We start from the raw sequence: 18,160 nt of genomic DNA on the forward strand, positions 1-18,160 counted from the left end.
GTCTTGGCAGCTGGTTTGGCCGCAGGCTTGGCGGCAGCGGTCGTCTTGGCAGCCGGTTTGGCCGCAGGCTTGGCGGCAGCGGTCGCCCTGGCAGCTGGTTTGGCCGCAGGCTTGGCAGCAGCGGTTGCCTTGGCAGCCGGTTTGGCCGCACGTTGATCAAGGGCCTTGCCTGCAGCTTCGCGTACTTTGCCTACACCCTGAGCCAGCTTGAGGCTGTCCTGAGCATCGCGTTTGAGTTGCTGAATGTAAGAGCGCGTCTGGGTTTGACGTTCCTTGAGAGACTCGAGCAGTTCTTCAAGTTCACCGATGGCTTTTTGCGCCTTGCTTTGCGCCTTGGCTTTACCTGCCTTGGCCGCGTCTTGTAGTTTCAGGCGACCGTTGTGCAGTTTTTCCTGCGCCTTGCCACGCTGCTTTTCCAACTTCGCCAGCAGTTTTTCCGCATCAGCCAGCGCTTGCGAGCAGGCCTCTTCCAAGTGTTCGAGCAAGCTGCCCGAAAGTTGCTGGAGCAGGTGTAACGGCGTACTTACTGGCTTCTTTTTGGCCGACATGGTTTACCTCCTGGCTGACGAGATTGCGGCTCATACTATGCTTCTGCTGCTACCGCCGCTAGGGCATGTTGACCGTAATGTTTACGCCGCGTTGCATGCCTGGGCAAAGTTGTTATCTTGCAGCTGCGTGAAAGTGTAGTTGCTGAATTAATCATTGCTGGTATTTGGGAGTCAGGCGTTGCCTCGATATCTTGTTTTGGGTTTATGCCTGATGGCGCCCCTCGCCTTGGCCGACAACGACGACCACGATTTGGCCTACAGCCTGGGTGCCAGCCTGGGTGAACGCCTGCGCCAGGAGATGCCGGGCTTGCAGCTGGATGCACTGGTCGAAGGCCTGAAGCAGTCCTATCAGGGGCAACCCCTGAAACTCGACAAGGCACGCATGCAGGCAGTGCTGCAGCAGCATGAAGCCCAGGAAGGTGACGCCGCTGCGCAAAAGCTGCAGGCCGCCGAAACGCGTTTCATGGCTAATGAACGTGGGCGTTATGGGGTGCACGAACTAACGGAAGGTGTGCTGTACAGCGAATTGCAGGCAGGCACGGGTGCACAGCCAAAAGCGGGCGGCAAAGTGCAAGTGCGCTATGTGGGCAGATTGCCGGACGGCTCAATATTCGACCAGAACCAGACCCCCCAATGGTTCAACCTGGATTCGGTTATCGAAGGCTGGCAGGTCGCCTTGCCGAAAATGCACACCGGCGCCAAATGGCGCCTGGTAATTCCTTCAGCGCAAGCCTATGGCGCCGAGGGGGCGGGAGACCTGATTGCACCCTACACCCCCTTGGTATTCGAGATTGAACTGCTGGCGGTTGGCGACTGACGCCAACCTCAGGCCTGCACTGCACCCTCTTCCTTGTGTGCGTTGTGCAGCACTTCGATCAGGCAGTCTTCAAGCTCGAAGCGCTCATGCAACAACCCGCCCAATTTGGCCAGCTTCTCGGCAAAGCGTTCGGTGTCCTTGCACTCCCCCTTGGTGCAATGGTCATTGAAGGCCAGTGCGATCTGAGTACTGTCGTTGATCCGTGGGTTGATCTCTTCGGCCAGTTTCAGCGCCTTCTCGTCTCCGAACGCCTTGGCCTCGCTGACCAGTTGCTCGCAGACTTCGAAGTGCCACGCCGAAACGTAGTCGACCAGAAGGGCGCAAAAGTCCCCGTTGGTGTCCTTGTCGGCGAAGGCTGGCCTCACATCGCGCAGGGCGCGAAAAGCCTGCACCAGTTCCTGGCGCTCCTCCAGCCAACGGTCGATCAGCTTGTGAACCCCACCCCAGCGTTCCTGGGCGTTCTGACAACTATCGAGCATGGCGATCTCTTCCCTTCTGGGTAGATGCCGCTGCACCTCGCACCACGACCGCGCAGCACAAAGGTGACATCAGCAGGACGGCATCGAGCAGTTGTTTTTCCGGTATGCGTGCTGGGAGATTATTCCCGCGCGTGCTGCCCTTCAAGGTACGCAGCACACAAAGTTCATACAAGTGTTTAATACCCTGTTACATCACCATTGGTCGCGCTAATGGCACAACCTTGCGCCAGGTCATGTTCTTGCCAAGGTGCGGAAACGATACGCCAGCAGGCAACTCAAGGGCAGCACCGCCAGCAGCAGGAAGGCCAACAGGCTCCATTCCGGTAGTGTCAGATCGAGAAAACTCCAGGCAAGCGAACGGCAATCCGGGCCACCCAGCAGCAGTTGCCGTGCCGCCTCACTCCAGGATTGCTCGAACACTCGCCCGATCGGCACCGGGCATACCTCATTGACCCCCTCAGCCCCCTGCAACCAGACATGCCGTGCTGCCAGCAATGCGCCGGCCAGCGAGCAGCCCAGGGCCAGCCGAGCATAACGAAGGATGCCCCGAGTGCCCGGCGCCTGCAGCACGGCTGCGAAACACAGGAGCGCGTACCCGCCAAGCAGCAACCGTTGGCTGAGGCACAATGGGCACGGCATCAGCCCCACTGTGTTTTCCAGACGGAAGGACGCAACCAGTACTGCCAGTGCGACCAGGCAGGCAGGAAGAAAAAAGGTGCGCAAACGGGCCGGCAGCATGGGCGGTGAAGGTCCCGGGGAAAAAGTAGTGGCTTGAAACGGTAGAGGAAAGACACGCTTTGTTTCAAGGCACGACAGCAACGACAAGTCACTGAATCGCGTAGGAAATTTCCAGATATGCCGTAGGAGGCGACGGAAGAAATGGACTTCAGATCAAACTGACAGCGAAAGATAAATTACCTGCCCCCAAAGCCCGCACCTTTGCGCGGGCCTTGGGGTAGGTCAGGCGCGTACGCCTTCTGGCAAAGGCAGCGCCAGCAGGCGCTCGTCCAGCAGGCCAAGACCCTCCTGGAACAGCTGGTTGCTGCGCTCGGTCTCGCCCAGCCCCGCGAGCAGGCGGGCCAGCTCTGCACAGGCCTCGGGGTTGCGCTCCATGCGCAGGCTGCTTTCAAGGTAGTCACGCGCCTTGCCCCACAAGCGGTTTTGCAAGCTCAGACGGCCCAGGGTCAGCAGCAGGCTGGCGTCTTGCGGGTGAGCCTTGAGCCAACCTTCAGCGGTTTGCAGCTGACGCGCCGGGTCATCACCACGCACCAGGCCGTAAAGGCGGGCCAGGTGGCTTTCGTAGTCGCGCTTGAGGGCCGTGCGCAGTACTTGTTCGGCCTCGTTCTGGGCACCTACCTGGCGCAGTTGCTCGGCGTACGCCAGCACCAGTTGTGGCTCCTGGCGCTGGGCTGCGGTCAGCTGCTGCCAGGCGCGCTCCAAGGATTGACGTGCACTGAGCGCATCTTCGCCACGGGTGGTCGCCAGGCTCAGGTTCTGACCCCATGCACGTTGCTCCAGAGCAGCCAGCTCGGCGGGCGGCAGCACCTTGCCCTTGCGCAGGTCGGGCAGCAGGCGGATCAGTGCAGACCAGTCGCCGCGCTCCACGTACAGGCGTTGCAGCAAGCGCAGCACCTGGCCGTTGTGCGGGTGGCGCTCCTGCATGGCCAGCAGGGTTTCCAGGGCCCCATCGTTTTCGCCACGGTCCATTTGCAACTGGGCATGGGTCAGGGCAATGGCCAGCTCCGCTTGCGGCTGGCGCTCCAGGGCACGCTCCAGCAGGTTGTCGCTGTCTTCGGTACGGCCTTGCTCGTTGGCGGCACGCGCGGCACCAAGGTAGTACAGCAACGGTTGGCGCTCCGCCTCGGCGGCACGGTGCAAGTGCCGTTGGGCACTGGCCCAGCGGCCTTCGGCAAGATCGAGCTGGCCCTGTTCGATCGCCAGGCGGATACGTCGACTGCGGTTACGCCGTGACCACGGGTTGACCACACCACTGGAAGTCAGCACCAGGCCGACCAGATAGCGCAGCAACCACAGCAGCAGGACGACCGCCAAAATACCCGCCAAGGCTGCCCACAGCCCCGACTGATAACGGAAGCCACCATAGGAAATCAGTACATAGCCGCTGTGCTTGGCAACCGCGATGCCCAGTGCCGCAGCAACCACGATCGCAAGCACGGCCAACAGGTAGACACGCTTCATGGCTTGCCCCCTTCAGCCTCGGCCGGCAGGTGACGGCGCTGAATATAGGCCTGCACTGCCGCCAGGCTTTCACTAAGGTCAGGGGTAACCACCGACACCGGCTGATCGGCCAAGGCATTGAGGCTGTCGAGCATGGCCTTGCTTTGCGGATTGTCTGCGTTGAAGTTGGCCAGCAGTACGCTGCGGGCGTCGTCCAGCGCCTGCGTGTAAACCTTGGCATCACCATTGAGCGCCGCCCACTGGGCCTGCTCGATAGTCAGGCTCAGGGCCAGACGCAGCTGGTTCAGTTGCTGCCCGGCCAGCAACGGACGCACGTTTTCATCGGCATTGAAGTCGATCTGGAAGTACTTGGATATTTCTGCCCACCACTGCGACAGCCTGCTGGCACCATCACCGTCGGCGGTCAGGGCGCCAAGCGCATCGGCGTTACTGTCGAACTCGGGGGACTGGGCGCTCAGCTGCTGTACCAGCTCACGCTGCGCAGCCAGTTTCAAGAACAGGCCAGTACGGTCCGGTTGCTGAGTGCTGTTGAGCGTGGCCAGGCTGCGGGCCAGTTGCTCGCGGGCGGCGAAGGCACCCGGGTCGCTCTGCTCGCGCAGGATCTCGTCGGCGCCTTCGACCAGGGCTTTGGCACTGGTGATGTCCTGCAACGCCGAAAGGCGCAGGGTAGCCAGCCGCAGGAGGTGCTCGGCTTCAGCCAGGCGCCACTCTTTGCGGCTTTCTCCCAGCACGGTTTCCAGGCGCTGGCTGAGACGCTGCTGGTCGCCCTGCAGTTGGGCTACCAAGCGCCGGCGGTCTTCCAGCTCGCTGGCGGCTGGCAGACTGGCCAGTTGCGCACTGATCTGCTGTTCACGTTGCTGCAGCGCCTCGGCGCGCTGGTTCAGCGCCTCGATGTGCTGGCCCTGGTTGAACTCACTGCCCTGCAGTTGACGCACCTGCCAGACACCCCAGCCACCTACCGCCACCCCGGCCGCACCAAGCAGCAAGGCCAGCGCTGCCAGGCCACTGCCGGAGCGCTTGGCAGGTGGGGTGGTAACGGGTTCCGCAGGCGCCTGCGCCGACGGTTTATCGTTATTGGACAAGACAGTCTCGCTCACGTATCCATCCTTTGCATGGGGGCGCACCGCATTCAGCTTAGCGCCTTAAGAGGCAGGTGCAGCGCTACGCTGCACGGCTGCCAGCAAGGCCGTGGCACTGGCGCCACGGCAATCCACAACCTGTTGGGCCCCAGCGGCCTTGGCCTGCTCGGCGACCCGCGGGCTGGGCACGAACAGCGGCAACTGGGCCAACCGCTGCCAATCGGCACCGGCCATCTGCTGCAAATGTTCAAAACCCTGCCCACTGCTGACCACCAGGCCATTGAGGCGTTCCGCTTCAATGCGGCGCATCAGCGTACCCGCCGGGTAGGCCGGCAGGCAGCGACGATACAGTTCCAGATATTCGACACTAGCACCTTGCTCTGCAAGACGCTCTGCCAGCAGTTCGCGACCTCCGACGCCGCGAACGATCAAGACACGCGGTGCCGGCTCGGTAAGTGCCTGGCGCAGGGCCGGCAGTGCCAGCAAGGCTTCGCTGTCATCGCCACGCGGCGGAAAGCAAACCTTCAGCCCAGCACCCTGCAGCACCCCGGCGGTTGCCTCACCCACGGTGAACCAGCCTCGCTGCGGAGGCCGGTTGCTGGTCTCGGCCAGATGCTCAAGCAACAGCCGGGCGGCCGGCTTGCTGACCACAATGATCGCCTGGAAGTCATGCAAGCCTTCCAGCGACAGCCGCTGTGGGGCTTCCACGGTAATGGGTTCAATCTCCAGCAGTGGCAGGCAACTGCTGCCCACGCCCGCTGCCGCCAGGCTTTGCGCCAGCGCCGCGCAGTCCTCGGCAGGCCGGGTCAGCAACAGGCGCCATTGGCTCACGGGTGACCGGCCTCGCCGTAGACTTCCTTGAGAATGGTCTCGGCGCCCTGCCCCAGCAGGTCTTCGGCCACCTGCACGCCCAAGGCCTCGGCAGCAGCACGGGGTGCACGGGCATCGGCCACCAGCAAGGTCCCGCCGCTAGGCTGGCCGACCAGGCCACGCAGCCACAGCTGGTCACCTTCAAGAACCGCGTAGCAGGCGATCGGCACTTGGCAGCCACCATTCAGGCGTTTGTTCAGCGCGCGCTCGGCGATCACCCGGTCAGCGGTGTCGACATGGTGCAGTGGCGCCAGCAGTGCATGGATCTCATCGTCGGCACTGCGGCACTCGATGCCCACCGCGCCCTGACCACCTGCCGGCAGGCTGTCATCGACGCTGATGGTGGAGGTGATGCGGTCTTCGAAGCCCAGACGGATCAGGCCCGCGGCGGCGAGGATGATGGCGTCGTACTCGCCGGCATCCAGCTTCGCCAGGCGGGTGTTGACGTTGCCGCGCAGAAAACGGATTTGCAGGTCCGGGCGGCGCGCCAGCAACTGGGCCTGACGGCGCAGGCTTGAGGTGCCGACGATACTGCCGGCGGGCAGCGCTTCGAGGCTGTCAAAGGTATTGGAAACGAAGGCATCACGCGGGTCTTCACGCTCGCAGATGCAGTAAAGGCCCAGGCCCTCGGGGAAGTCCATGGGCACGTCCTTCATCGAATGCACGGCGATGTCGGCTTCGTTGTCCAGCAGCGCGGTTTCCAGTTCCTTGACGAACAGCCCCTTGCCGCCAATTTTTGCCAGCGGCGCGTCGAGCAACTTGTCACCGCGGCTGACCATGGGTACCAGGGTCACCTGCAGACCGGTGTGGGCCTGCTCGAGGCGGGCCTTGACGTATTCGGCCTGCCACAGGGCCAAAGCACTTTTACGGGTGGCAATGCGGATTTCGCGAGTGGACATGAAACGCCCCGATCCAGAGAAATACCGTCGATCATAACAGCATCGCCGGTATCGCTTGCAGATACGGATCAACAGGTCATACGCAGTCAGGTGCAGGTGCGGGCCGAGTCCAAGGGCCTCAGAGGGTCTGCATCATCTTGCGCACACCGGCCACATGGCGACGGCTAACGGTCAAGGCATCGCCGTCCAGGCCTTTCAGATACAGCTGAAAGTGACCCAGTGGGGTGCGCTGCAAGCGTTCGATGCGCTCGCGGGCGACCAACGCATTGCGGTGGATGCGCACGAAGCGTTCGCCAAATTCGTCTTCCAGGGCTTTGAGTGGCTCGTCAAGCAGCACTTCACCGGCTTCGTGACGCAAGGTCACATACTTGTGGTCGGCAATGAAATAGATCACCTGGGGTAACGGGATCAGTTCGATGCCTTTGCGCGTGCGGGCGCTGATATGGCTGCGTGGGCCGCCGCCTTCATTGGCCGGCCGGGTAAGCGCCGCCAATTGGGCGCGGTTGGGTTTTTCGGCCTTGCGCAGGGCATCGCGCAAGGCGTGGGCCTGGAAGGGCTTGGTCACATGGCTGAGGGTACTGTCCTTGAATGCCTCTGCACCGTATTCATCATCCCCGGAGCAAAACACCACCGCGGGCGGCGCCTCGCGTTCGCACAGGCGAGCGGCAACCTGCAGGCCATCCAGGCCTGGCATGCCGATGTCCAGCAGGACCACATCGGGCTTGAGGCTTTCAATCAGCGCCAAGGCCTCATCGCCGTTGGTGGCGCTGGGCTCCAGCACAGTGTAACCCTCCAGTTCGCCGAGCAGCCGGGTGAGGCGTTCACGGCCTTGGGGTTCGTCATCAACGATCAGGACATTCATAATTGCGCTGGATTCCTGAATGAGTCTCGCACAGGTATAGCGTAGACAGGTGTGGTTCGAGCGACACTGCGGTCACGCTCTAGACCGGTGCGATGGCCAAAGATTCACTCGGCCCGGCAGATTCACTGCCAGTCCTTTGTCCAACTGTAGACGGTCCGTGGAACACTGCCGTTCATTCCTTGAAATCCTTCTCTGCGATTTTCCGGGCATTTCTCTCGACCGGCGCCCTGCGGCAGCCAGCCCAACCCTGCTATCATCGACGCCACTTTTTCGTTCACGCCTGCAATGAGTGAATCCATGAGCACCGAGAAGACCAATCAGTCCTGGGGCGGCCGCTTCAGTGAGCCCGTCGACGCCTTCGTCGCCCGTTTCACCGCCTCGGTAGATTTCGACAAGCGCCTGTACCGTCACGACATCATGGGTTCGATTGCCCATGCCACCATGCTGGCGCAGGTCGGCGTGCTCAGTGATGCCGAGCGCGACACCATCATCGATGGCCTGAAAACCATCCAGGGCGAGATTGAAGCCGGCAACTTCGACTGGCGTGTCGACCTCGAAGACGTGCACATGAACATCGAAGCACGCCTGACCGACCGCATCGGCATCACCGGCAAGAAGCTGCACACCGGGCGTAGCCGCAACGACCAGGTGGCCACCGACATCCGCCTTTGGCTGCGCGACGAAATCGACCTGATCCTGGCCGAAATCACCCGCCTGCAGCAGGGCCTGCTGGAGCAGGCAGAGCGTGAAGCCGAAACCATCATGCCTGGTTTCACCCACCTGCAGACGGCGCAGCCGGTCACCTTTGGCCACCACCTGCTGGCGTGGTTCGAAATGCTCAGCCGCGACTATGAGCGCCTGGTCGACTGCCGCAAGCGCACCAACCGCATGCCACTGGGCAGCGCCGCGCTGGCCGGCACCACCTACCCGATCGACCGTGAACTGACCTGCAAGCTGCTGGGCTTTGAAGCCGTGGCCGGCAACTCGCTGGATGGCGTGTCGGACCGTGATTTCGCCATCGAATTCTGCGCCGCTGCCAGCGTGGCGATGATGCACCTTTCGCGCTTCTCCGAAGAGCTGGTGCTGTGGACCAGCGCGCAGTTCCAGTTCATCGACCTTCCGGACCGCTTCTGCACTGGCAGCTCGATCATGCCGCAGAAAAAGAACCCGGACGTGCCAGAGCTGGTACGGGGCAAGAGCGGCCGCGTGTTCGGCGCCCTGACCGGCCTGCTGACCCTGATGAAAGGCCAACCGCTGGCCTACAACAAGGACAACCAGGAAGACAAGGAACCGCTGTTCGACGCCGCCGATACCCTGCGCGACTCGCTGCGGGCCTTCGCTGACATGATCCCGGCGATCAAGCCCAAGCACGCCATCATGCGTGAAGCGGCCCTGCGCGGTTTCTCCACCGCTACCGACCTGGCCGACTACCTGGTTCGCCGTGGCCTGCCGTTCCGTGACTGCCACGAGATCGTTGGCCACGCGGTGAAGTATGGTGTGGACACTGGCAAGGACCTGGCCGAGATGAGCCTGGACGAACTGCGCCAGTTCAGCGACCAGATCGAGCAGGACGTGTTTGCCGTGCTGACTCTGGAAGGCTCGGTGAATGCGCGTGACCACATTGGTGGTACGGCGCCGGCGCAGGTGCGTGCTGCCGTAGTGCGTGGCAAGGCCCTGTTGGCGTCTCGCTAACCCCCCAAGGCGAGGGCTTCGCCCTCGTTCGCGGGCACGCCCGCTCCCACAGGTATTGCACAAGTTTCAAAAACGGTGCAGACCTGTGGGAGCGGGCATGCCCGCGAAGGGCTCAACACCAGACTCAGCGCTTGCCGCTGCGGATCATCTCCATGAAGGCCGGCATCGACGCTTCCTTGTCCGCCAAGATCCGCGGCATGTGCGGGTTCTCCCCCATCAGTTGCAGCAACGCCTTGGCCTGCGGGAAGTCCGCCAGGAAGTCGATGTCCAGCACCTTCTTGCCCACCGCGTTGGCCAGGTCGACCGAGAAGCAGAACATCAAGTCTGCCAGCGTCAACTGCTCGCCCGCAACATAGGGGGCAAAGCGCCCGTTGCGCTTGAGCGTGGCAAACCCGGCCAGCAGGTCCGCACGCGCTTTCTCTTTGATCAGCGGGTCGACCGACATGCCAAAGAACGACTCGGCATAACAGGTACGCGCAGGCAGCTCGATGTACAACTCGATTTCCTTGAGCAGCTCCCGCACCTTGGCTTGGCCGAACGGGTCGGCTGGTAGCAGTGCCTTGCCACCCTGGGTCTGCTCGATATAGTCGAGGATCACACTGGTTTCGCTGAGGAAGCCATGTTCGGTTTCAAGCACCGGCACCTTGCCCCGCGGGCTCACTTCCAGCGCCTGTGGCGCCTGGCCGCCATAGAAGGTGACTTCCTCGAAAGGCAGGCCTTTTTCGAGCAGGGCCAGCTTTACCATGTTGTAGTAGTTGCTGACCGAGAATCCATAAAGCTTGAGCATGACGAAACAGCCTCCAGGCCGTAAGGGGTTGGCGTGGACTTTATAGACTGAACACCTGCCACTGACCAGCGTCATGCACCCCGTCAATGCCCGGGCATTGCCGCCACAGGCATGGCACACTGTTGCATCCCATCCTAGGAGTACCGCGATGAGCGAGCCCACCGACATCGACAATGACGACGACGAAGCCTTCGCCGAGGCAACGCTGACCCAGGCCATCGAAAACCAGATCGAAAGCGGCGAGCCGCCTGCAGCAAAGGCCACTTTCAACAAGCTGACGCTGGTCGGCTATGAGCGTGAAGACATTCTGAACCTGATGGCCCATGTGCTGGCCTTCGAGATCGACAACATGCTGGTAGAGGACCGTGCGTTCAACGGCGAGTGGTATGAGAACGCTCTGCGGGCACTGCCGGAGCTGCCGCCTGAGATGGATCAAGGCGACGACGAATAACCCGGCTACACTCGAAGATCAGGCACCGTAGAAAGTGCCGCAATCCTTGTCTGGAAGTCAGGAGTCGTCATGCCTTTTACCCCCGATTTGATCGACGAAATGGAAGTACTCGCGCTGTTCAAACACGACAGCAGCCAGGAAGGCATCAAGATAACCAGCACCGCATCCCCTGCCCTGATCGCGGCTGCGCAACGCCTGCATGAGAAGGGGCTGACCGATCAGCCGGATGGCGGCTACCTGACCAGCCTGGGTCATGACGCCGTTGAAAGTGTCCAACTGCTGCAGAACATTCTCAAGGCGCCACAGCCAGCCTGAGCATCAGGCTTGCGCAAAATCTGAGACCTTGCGCGGTCCCTGTGGGACCGCGCAGGCTCCAGTCAGTTGGCCGCAGCACTGCGCTTTTCCGCCAGCCACGAGCGGCCGTAAAGGAACACGATGGCCAGCAAGGCCACCGCTTGCGCCGACAGCGAGTAGGCATCGGCATGAATCCCCAGCCAGTCGAACTCAAAGAACGCCACTGGCCGTGTGCCCAGCACACCGGCCTCTTGCAGCGCCTTCACGCCATGCCCGGCGAATACTACCGACAGCGCGCACAGCAGCGCGGCGTTGATGCTGAAGAACAGCGATAGCGGCAGCTTGGCCGAACCCCGCAGAATCACCCAGGCCAGGCCCACCAGCAGCACCAGTGCCGTCGCGCCACCCGCCAGCACCGCCTGATGCCCGGCGGGGCCTGCCTGCAGCCACAGGGTCTCGTAGAACAGGATCACTTCGAACAATTCGCGGTACACCGAGAAGAATGCCAGCACAGCAAAGCCGAAACGCCCGCCACCGCTGACCAGGCTGCTCTTGATGTAGTCCTTCCAGGCGGCAGCGTGGCGGCGGTCATGCATCCACACGCCAAGCCACAGCACCATTACCGCGGCGAACAACGCCGTGCAGCCTTCCAGCAGCTCGCGCTGAGCGCCCCCCACATCGATCACATAGGCCGCCAGCGCCCAGGTGGCGAAGCCGGCAACCAGCGCCAGGCCCCAGCCGATGTTGACGCTACGTACTGCCGACTGCTGCCCGGTATTGCGCAGGAAGGCCAGGATCGCCGCCAGCACCAGAATCGCCTCGAGGCCTTCACGCAGCAGGATCAGCAAACCGGAGATATAGCTCAGCGTCCAGCTCAGGCCATCGCTGCCCAGCAGCTTGGCCGCCTGCTCGAGCTTGGTTTTGGCGTCGGCCAGACGCTGTTCGGCCTGGGCCACGGGCAGGCCGTCCTGCAGGGACTGACGGTAGGCCATCAGCGATTTTTCGGTGTCCTTGCGCGCCTGGGTGTCGATGTTGTCCAGCGAGCTTTCCACCAGTTCGAAACCCTCCAGGTAGGCCGCCACCGACAGGTCATAGGCCTGATCGTGGTCGCCTGCGCGGTAGGCCGCCAGGCTCTTGTCCAGAGTGCTGGCAGTGTATTCGAGCAATTGCGCCGGCCCGCGCTTTACCTGCGGCGGCTGGGCACGCTGGGCGCGGAATGCCTCGACGGCCGCAGTGCCTTCGTTGACGGCGACTTCGGCCGGGGTTTGGCGAGCCAGGTCGGCGAGGTTCCAGGTCTTGTCACCTTTGCCCGCTTCCGGCTTGGCGGTGAAGCTGGCGATATACGCGGCCACATCCCAGCGTTGGCGGTCGTCCAGCTGGTCGGCAAACGACGGCATTTCGGTGCCGTCTATACCCAGGGCCAGGGTGTTATAGAGGTCGAACAGGCTTAACTGGTCCAGGCGCGAGACATCGCGCAGGTTGGCGGGTGCAGGCTCCAGGCCCACGCCAGCCGGGCCATCGCCGGCGCCGGTGGCGCCGTGACAGATCGAGCAGTTCTGTGCGTACAGCGCAGCGCCGCGGGCGGGGTCCGGGGTAATCACCGGGGCCTGGCTGACCTCGTAGGCCACCGCCAGTCGCGCACCCAGCTGCCGGGCCTGTTTGGCGACCGCAGTACCTTCCTGACGCTGGTCGATGGCCTGGCGCAGCGCCTGGACGCCCTGTTCCAAAGCCGCTTGTTCAGTATTTGCGGGCAGGCCTTTGACCAGGTCAGCCAATACCGCGCTGAACTCCTGTTGCTCGCGGTATTCGCCCTCGTCGATCACCTTGCCGTCCTGCACGGTCGGCGGGTAGTCGGCGCCAATGTAGTCCAGCAAGTGCTGGGCTTTGGCAGCCTCGGCGGGGGACTCGGCCAGCGCCAAGGTGCTGCACAGCGCCAGCACCGGGCCGAGCAATGCAGCCGGCAGCCAGGCAAGCAGACGGGAACGGGTTTTCATGGCCAGTCTCGAAGGAAATGCGAAAGAGAACATTGTTCACTTCCACTTTGCTTCACTCAAGGGTGCTGGGCAGATTTCATGAAAAATCTTGCTACAAATCAGATGAAGTGGAGGGCATAGCGGACCAGCCCTCAAGGATCGCATCAGGGCTTGGCGGTGCCCTTCCAACCACCACCCAACGCCAGGAACACGGCAATTTGCCCCTGCGCCACTTGACTATTGGCTGCAGCCAACTGCGCACGCATATCGGTATAGGTTCGCGTCGCCTGCAAATCCGCCAGGAACGACTCACGCCCTGCCTGGTAATACCGGTGCGTCTGGTCCGCGGCTTCCTTCGCCGACTTCTCCGCCTCGGCCAGCGCATCGCGCCGATCGAGCAAGGCGCTGTACTGTGCCAGCCGGGTCTGGGTCTCGCGAATGGCGTTCAGCACCACGCCATCGAAGTGCGCCAGGGCCGCCTGGGTCGAGGCCTCGGCCATGCGAATGCGGGCACGGGTGCCGTTGGTGGGGATGCTCCAGCTAATCTGCGGGCCAAAGCCCCAGCGGTTGGTCGAAGGCTCGCCAAGGTTCTCCAGGATACCGATGGTGCCAACCTGGGCGCCAATGCTGATGTCCGGGTACAACGCGCCGGTAGCCACGCCAATATAGGCGGTGGCGGCAGCCAGCTGGCGTTCGGCCTGGCGCACGTCGGGGCGGCGCTTGAGCAGGGCCGCGCCATCGCCCACAGGAACCAGCTGGTTCAGGTGCGGCAGCTCGGCGCAATCGGCGGTACCGGCAGGCAACTGGTCGACCGGCTTGGCCAGCAGCGCGGCCAGGGTGTACATGCCCGTCTCGCGTTCGGCCTTGAAGCGTGGCAGTTCGGCACGCAAGGATTTGAACTGGGTCTGCGAGCGGGTGACCTGGGTTTCATCGCCACGCCCAGCATCGCGCAGGCGCTGGTTGAGTTTCACGCTTTGCTCCTGCAAATCGAGGGACTCGCGGGCAATGTGGTATTCCTCATTGGCCGAGCACACCTGGGTATAAGCCTTGACCACGTCCGCCACAAGCGTGATGCGGGCAGTGTCGGCAGCGGCCTGCACCGCGTCGGCATTTGCCTTGGCAGCCTCGGTACCACGCTTGAAGGTGCCCCACAGGTCGAACTGGTACGAGGCACTGATGATGGCCTCACCGATGTTGGCTACCGGCACCTTCTCAGGCTGCAGGAAGGCTTCGCCCGACTCCTGCAACCGCTGAGCGCCGAGTTTGACGCCACCGTTGAAGCCGCCTTGCGATTCAGCCACCTCCACCTGGGCGCGAGCTTTGGCGATGTTGGCCGCCGCCACGCGCAGTTCGGTGTTGGCACTCAGCGCCTGACGCACCAGCTCGTTCAGCCGCTGATCCTGATACAGCTGCCACCAGTCCTCGGGGACCGGTGCCGATACGACGCTGTCGGCATCCTGGCGCAGCGGGCCGTTCAGGTCATTGCGTTGCACGGCCGCATCCCCAGGCACCTCATAGTCGGGCCCCACCATCATGCAGGCACCCAGCGACAGGCACAGGCCAGCCAGGATCAGCTGTTTCATGGGCGCTGGCCCTCGATGATCGACACCGTCGCAGTACGCCCGGCGATCATGCGGAAGTCTTGCGGCACTTCGTCAAAGGCGATGCGCACCGGAATGCGCTGGGCCAGGCGTACCCAGCTGAACGCCGGGTTGACGTTGGGCAGCAAGTTGGCGCCACTGCTGCGGTCGCGGTCTTCGATGCCAGCGGCGAAGCTCTGCACATGGCCACGCAGGCGGGTGTTGTCGCCCATCACGCGGATGTCCACGGCATCGCCGATGTGTATACCGCCCAGCTTGGTTTCCTCGAAGTAGCCATCGACGTGGTAGGAGGCACTGTCGACCACCGAAAGCACCGGGCGGCCAGCAGTGACGAACTCGTGGTTACGCGGCGCGCGGTCGTTGAGGTAGCCGTCTACCGGGCTGCGCACCACCGAGCGGTCAAGGTTGAGCTGGGCAGTATCGACAGCCACTTGCGCCTCGCTGACAGCCGAACGGGCACGGGCCTCGCGGGACTGGCTTTCTTCCAGTTGCTCGGCGGCCACCAGGTTGCCCAGCTTGCGGTTGCGCTGCGCTTCGCGGGAAGCCTGGGCCAGGGTCTCCTGGCGCTCGCCAAGGGTTGCCTTGGCTTGACGCAGGGCCAGGGTGAAGCGGTCCTGGTCGATGGTGAACAGCACGTCGCCACGTTTGACGGTCTGGTTGTCGCGCACCTCGACCTTCTGGATCAATCCCGACACATCGGGGGCGATCTGGATCACGTCGGCGCGTATGTGGCCGTCACGGGTCCAGGGGGCAAACATGTAGTAGACCACCATCTGCCACACGAGCACGGCGGCGAAGGTCACTACCAGCAAGGTCAGGACCACACGGCCCAAGGTCAGCAAAGGTTTTTTCATGGCAGCATCAGGTTTCGACAAAAGTGGTCCACCGCACCAAGCAGCACGGCATACAGAGCAACGTTGAACAACGCCCGGTGCCAGACCAGGCGGTAGAAATGCAGGCGCACCAGCACCGCGTGCACCCCCAGGAACAGCAGGTAGGTGCCAAACATCATCACCAGCAGCGTGGGCAGAAACACCCCGCTGATATCCAGTTCACCAATCACAAGGGCGCTCCGTCGAGCCCGGGGGGCAGTTGCGGTTGTTCGGCGGGTTCGAGCATCACCTCCACCCCCGGCAGTAGCGCCAGGCGCAGGCCACTCAGGGCATGCAGCAGGTGGGTGCGGGCATCGCCGCGCTCGTACAGCTCATCCAGGTTCAGCGCCAGGCGAGCACGTTCCATGTTGCGCAGCAGTGCGGCCGGGGCATGCAGGCGTTCGCCAGCACGCAGGCAGGCGGCGTAGTGCGCGCCAACTTCCTCGACCACAGTGTTCAGGCGCTCGCGAGCCTGCTGGCCGGCGCGCGGCATGTACGCCAGCAGGTCGAGCAGGTTCAACCCCACGCGCAGGTCACGCAGTGCCACACCACTGTCCTGGCCGGTTTGCGACAGACGTGGCAGGTGCTGCATCAGGCGGTCGAGCATCTGTACGCCAACCTGGCGGTGTTCGGCCAAGGTCGCAGGCTCGGTCATTTCGACGATGTCGCGCCAGGCGAAGCGGGTCATGCGCTTGGCCGCCAGTTCCACGCCGAACGGGCGCATCACCAGGGTCCAGATAAAGGCGAACAGAAGGCCCGCGGGGCCGGCAAGGTTGGAGTTGAGGAAGGTAAAGAAGTCGGCGTCGTAGGCACCCTGGATGCTGATGAAGGTCGACGTGTTGACGATGGTCAGCAAGGTGCCCAGGTAGAAGCGCGGCTGTACGGTCAGGGTGCCTATGCAGATGAACGGCACGGCAAAGGCCAGCACCAGCATCGGGAAGTCGTGCAGGTTGGGCAGTACCAAAAACAGGTACAGACTGGAGAAGATGACCGACATCAGCGTCCAGAAAAAGAACCGGTAGATCTGCGGTGCCGGGTCGTCCATGGCGGCGAAGAAGCTGCACGCAACTGCCGCGAGGATTACCGCACTGGCGCCGTCGTTCCAGCCCAGGCCGATCCACAGGCCGCAGGCGACCACGATCGCCAGGACCGTGGAGGCTACCGAGTAGAGCATCAGGCCACGATCGAAAAACGCTGTCAGGCGGCCCAGCCGCCAGTGGCGATACACCGCACGCCAAGGCTTGGCATCATCGGTACGCAGGGCGTGCTGCAGGGTGCAGCAGTCCTGCCACAGGTCGGCCCATTCGGTCAGGCGGTACAGGGCGTTGGACAATAGCAGCTCGGCGCGCTGGTCGAGGGCGGCTGTAGCGGGCTGCAGGCGGCCGATCTGCTCATGCAACGTGGCCCAGTGCGCTACCGAAGCGCTGTCGGCGGTGCCTTTGAGCCATTCACGAGCGGCTTCCAGCACGGGTTGAAGCTGGGCGAACTGGGCCGGGGCGCGGCCTTCCAGGGCAACCAGTGCATCGTCGAGGGCGTCGATCACCGGCAGCAGATGGATCATCCGCCCGCGCAATTCGCGGGCGTTCTTCAGGGTATGCGGGCCGACACCTTCGTGGGCGAGCTGACCGATCATCAGCTCCAGCGAGTTGAAGGTGGTGACCATCCCCCCGCGCATACCGCCGACCTTGTCAGCGCTGGCATCGCGAGCCAGGTAGGTGTCGCTGTAGCGAATCGCCTCGGTGAACCAGTTTCCGGTGGCACCGACTACCACCGGCGCCAGCCGGCGTGGCCAGAAGATAGCCCCGACGACTGCCGCGCAGACAATTCCCAAACAGATTTCCTGCGCGCGAGAAGAAGCCACATCGAACACTGCCAGCGGATTATCCACCACGGCCAAGGCAATCATCGGCAGGGTATAACCGGCCAGCATCAGCACGTAGTTGTTGGCCGTGCGCAGGTTCAGCGAAAGGAACAGCAAGGTGCCGGTCCACAGGGCAACGGCGATGCTCAGCAGCAACGGTGACTGCACCAGCGGCGGCACCAGGAAGATTGCCCCGCCAGCGCCGAGCAACGTGCCTACGGCACGGTACAACGCCTTGGAGCTGGTCGGGCCGACGAAGGGGCTGGAGACGATGTATACCGTCGCCATGGCCCAGTAGGGGCGCGGCAGTTGCATGAGCAAAGCAATGTACAGGGCAATCATGGACGCGCCGAAGGTGCGCACGCCGTAGAACCAGTCACGGGCCGGAGGGACGGAGCTGAAGAAGCCGTTCATGCCACCCCGCCTGCACTGCCCAGGCCGGCAGCCTCGAAGGCACGAAGCACACGCAAGGCAGCTTCCAGGTCGGCCTGATCGATACCGCCGAGCACATCGCGGCGCAAGCGCACCAGTTCGGCTTCGATGGCTTCGGCCAGGGCACGGCCTTCGGCAGTCAGGCTCAGTGCCTTGGCGCGGCGATCCAGTGGGTCCTCGCTGCGGCACACCAGGCCAGCTTTGCACAATTGGTCAAGCAGGCGTACCAGCGACGGGCTTTCCAGGCCAGCGGCCTGGGCCACAGCTACCTGGTGCACGCCGTCGCCCAGGCGCACGATCATCAGCAGCGGTGCAGCGCAGGCCTCGGAAATGCCGTAGCCGGTCAAGGCGGTATGACAGATGCGCCGCCAGTGGCGGGCAGCGACTACCAGGCCACTGCTGACTTGCAGGCGCAGGAAATCAAGGGACATGAAGAGAACCAAA

At 63.1% G+C, this 18,160-nt stretch carries 19 protein-coding genes; 4 read left to right on the top strand and 15 right to left on the bottom strand.

What is annotated here, in order from left to right; all coding sequences use genetic code 11:
* The coding region (locus N5D53_RS24950) for an AlgP family protein (RefSeq protein WP_279841000.1) at window positions 1-548 on the bottom strand (548 nt) is incomplete at its 3' end.
* A gap of 178 nt (window positions 549-726) precedes the next feature.
* On the opposite strand from N5D53_RS24950, the gene N5D53_RS24955 reads away from it, so the two are divergent.
* On the top strand, window positions 727-1,365 hold the full coding sequence (locus tag N5D53_RS24955) for an FKBP-type peptidyl-prolyl cis-trans isomerase (protein WP_049588040.1): 639 nt from the start codon (window positions 727-729) through the stop codon (window positions 1,363-1,365).
* A gap of 8 nt (window positions 1,366-1,373) precedes the next feature.
* On the opposite strand, the gene rsd is transcribed toward N5D53_RS24955, so the two are convergent.
* The 7 genes from rsd to N5D53_RS24990 all read right to left on the bottom strand — a co-directional run bounded on the left by rsd (window position 1,374) and on the right by N5D53_RS24990 (window position 7,753).
* Complete coding sequence (gene rsd, locus N5D53_RS24960) at window positions 1,374-1,844, bottom strand: sigma D regulator (RefSeq protein WP_104960576.1); 471 nt, start codon at window positions 1,842-1,844, stop codon at window positions 1,374-1,376.
* Window positions 1,845-2,075: 231 nt separating this feature from the next.
* The gene (locus N5D53_RS24965; protein WP_010951575.1) at window positions 2,076-2,582 is read right to left on the bottom strand and encodes a disulfide bond formation protein B; all 507 of its coding nucleotides are present in this window, start codon (window positions 2,580-2,582) and stop codon (window positions 2,076-2,078) included.
* Between the two features lie 222 nt (window positions 2,583-2,804).
* The gene (locus N5D53_RS24970; protein WP_010951574.1) at window positions 2,805-4,043 is read right to left on the bottom strand and encodes a heme biosynthesis protein HemY; all 1,239 of its coding nucleotides are present in this window, start codon (window positions 4,041-4,043) and stop codon (window positions 2,805-2,807) included.
* Window positions 4,040-5,140, bottom strand: coding sequence for a uroporphyrinogen-III C-methyltransferase (locus tag N5D53_RS24975; RefSeq protein WP_104960575.1), 1,101 nt, complete (start codon window positions 5,138-5,140; stop codon window positions 4,040-4,042). Before N5D53_RS24975 ends, N5D53_RS24970 begins: the two co-directional genes overlap by 4 nt.
* Before the next feature lie 45 nt (window positions 5,141-5,185).
* Window positions 5,186-5,953 carry a uroporphyrinogen-III synthase gene (locus N5D53_RS24980; protein WP_104960574.1) on the bottom strand — a complete coding sequence of 256 codons (768 nt, stop codon included), beginning with the start codon at window positions 5,951-5,953 and terminating at the stop codon, window positions 5,186-5,188.
* Window positions 5,950-6,891: a hydroxymethylbilane synthase gene (gene hemC / locus N5D53_RS24985; protein WP_190869789.1), complete on the bottom strand. Its 942-nt coding sequence runs from the start codon at window positions 6,889-6,891 to the stop codon at window positions 5,950-5,952. The genes N5D53_RS24980 and hemC overlap by 4 nt, the downstream gene beginning before the upstream one ends.
* A gap of 118 nt (window positions 6,892-7,009) precedes the next feature.
* Window positions 7,010-7,753 carry a LytTR family DNA-binding domain-containing protein gene (locus tag N5D53_RS24990; RefSeq protein WP_010951571.1) on the bottom strand — a complete coding sequence of 248 codons (744 nt, stop codon included), beginning with the start codon at window positions 7,751-7,753 and terminating at the stop codon, window positions 7,010-7,012.
* Window positions 7,754-8,050: 297 nt separating this feature from the next.
* On the opposite strand from N5D53_RS24990, the gene argH reads away from it, so the two are divergent.
* The gene (gene argH, locus N5D53_RS24995) at window positions 8,051-9,445 is read left to right on the top strand and encodes an argininosuccinate lyase (protein ID WP_014589296.1); all 1,395 of its coding nucleotides are present in this window, start codon (window positions 8,051-8,053) and stop codon (window positions 9,443-9,445) included.
* Between the two features lie 124 nt (window positions 9,446-9,569).
* Here argH and N5D53_RS25000 read toward each other — a convergent pair whose 3' ends face one another.
* The gene (locus N5D53_RS25000; RefSeq protein ID WP_019439226.1) at window positions 9,570-10,232 is read right to left on the bottom strand and encodes a glutathione S-transferase; all 663 of its coding nucleotides are present in this window, start codon (window positions 10,230-10,232) and stop codon (window positions 9,570-9,572) included.
* Window positions 10,233-10,380: 148 nt separating this feature from the next.
* Between N5D53_RS25000 and N5D53_RS25005 the strand changes: the two genes are divergently transcribed.
* The gene (locus tag N5D53_RS25005; RefSeq protein ID WP_010951568.1) at window positions 10,381-10,683 is read left to right on the top strand and encodes a hypothetical protein; all 303 of its coding nucleotides are present in this window, start codon (window positions 10,381-10,383) and stop codon (window positions 10,681-10,683) included.
* A 69-nt stretch (window positions 10,684-10,752) separates the two neighbouring features.
* Window positions 10,753-10,998 carry a TIGR02647 family protein gene (locus tag N5D53_RS25010; RefSeq protein WP_003255900.1) on the top strand — a complete coding sequence of 82 codons (246 nt, stop codon included), beginning with the start codon at window positions 10,753-10,755 and terminating at the stop codon, window positions 10,996-10,998.
* Window positions 10,999-11,060: 62 nt separating this feature from the next.
* On the opposite strand, the gene N5D53_RS25015 is transcribed toward N5D53_RS25010, so the two are convergent.
* The 6 genes from N5D53_RS25015 to N5D53_RS25040 all read right to left on the bottom strand — a co-directional run bounded on the left by N5D53_RS25015 (window position 11,061) and on the right by N5D53_RS25040 (window position 18,147).
* The gene (locus N5D53_RS25015; protein WP_104960572.1) at window positions 11,061-13,004 is read right to left on the bottom strand and encodes an FTR1 family protein; all 1,944 of its coding nucleotides are present in this window, start codon (window positions 13,002-13,004) and stop codon (window positions 11,061-11,063) included.
* Window positions 13,005-13,114: 110 nt separating this feature from the next.
* Window positions 13,115-14,533 (bottom strand): TolC family protein, encoded by a 1,419-nt coding sequence (locus tag N5D53_RS25020; protein WP_010951566.1) that lies wholly within the window; start codon window positions 14,531-14,533, stop codon window positions 13,115-13,117.
* A complete protein-coding gene (locus N5D53_RS25025; protein WP_010951565.1) occupies window positions 14,530-15,405 on the bottom strand; it encodes an HlyD family secretion protein in 876 nt (291 codons plus the stop codon). Before N5D53_RS25025 ends, N5D53_RS25020 begins: the two co-directional genes overlap by 4 nt.
* On the bottom strand, window positions 15,402-15,614 hold the full coding sequence (locus tag N5D53_RS25030; RefSeq protein WP_003255905.1) for a DUF1656 domain-containing protein: 213 nt from the start codon (window positions 15,612-15,614) through the stop codon (window positions 15,402-15,404). The genes N5D53_RS25025 and N5D53_RS25030 overlap by 4 nt, the downstream gene beginning before the upstream one ends.
* A complete protein-coding gene (locus tag N5D53_RS25035; protein WP_190869790.1) occupies window positions 15,611-17,698 on the bottom strand; it encodes an FUSC family protein in 2,088 nt (695 codons plus the stop codon). Before N5D53_RS25035 ends, N5D53_RS25030 begins: the two co-directional genes overlap by 4 nt.
* Window positions 17,695-18,147 carry a MarR family transcriptional regulator gene (locus tag N5D53_RS25040; protein WP_003255908.1) on the bottom strand — a complete coding sequence of 151 codons (453 nt, stop codon included), beginning with the start codon at window positions 18,145-18,147 and terminating at the stop codon, window positions 17,695-17,697. Before N5D53_RS25040 ends, N5D53_RS25035 begins: the two co-directional genes overlap by 4 nt.
* Window positions 18,148-18,160 lie beyond the last annotated feature (13 nt).

Source organism: Pseudomonas sp. GD03862, from assembly GCF_029840855.1.
Lineage (GTDB): Bacteria > Pseudomonadota > Gammaproteobacteria > Pseudomonadales > Pseudomonadaceae > Aquipseudomonas > Aquipseudomonas alloputida.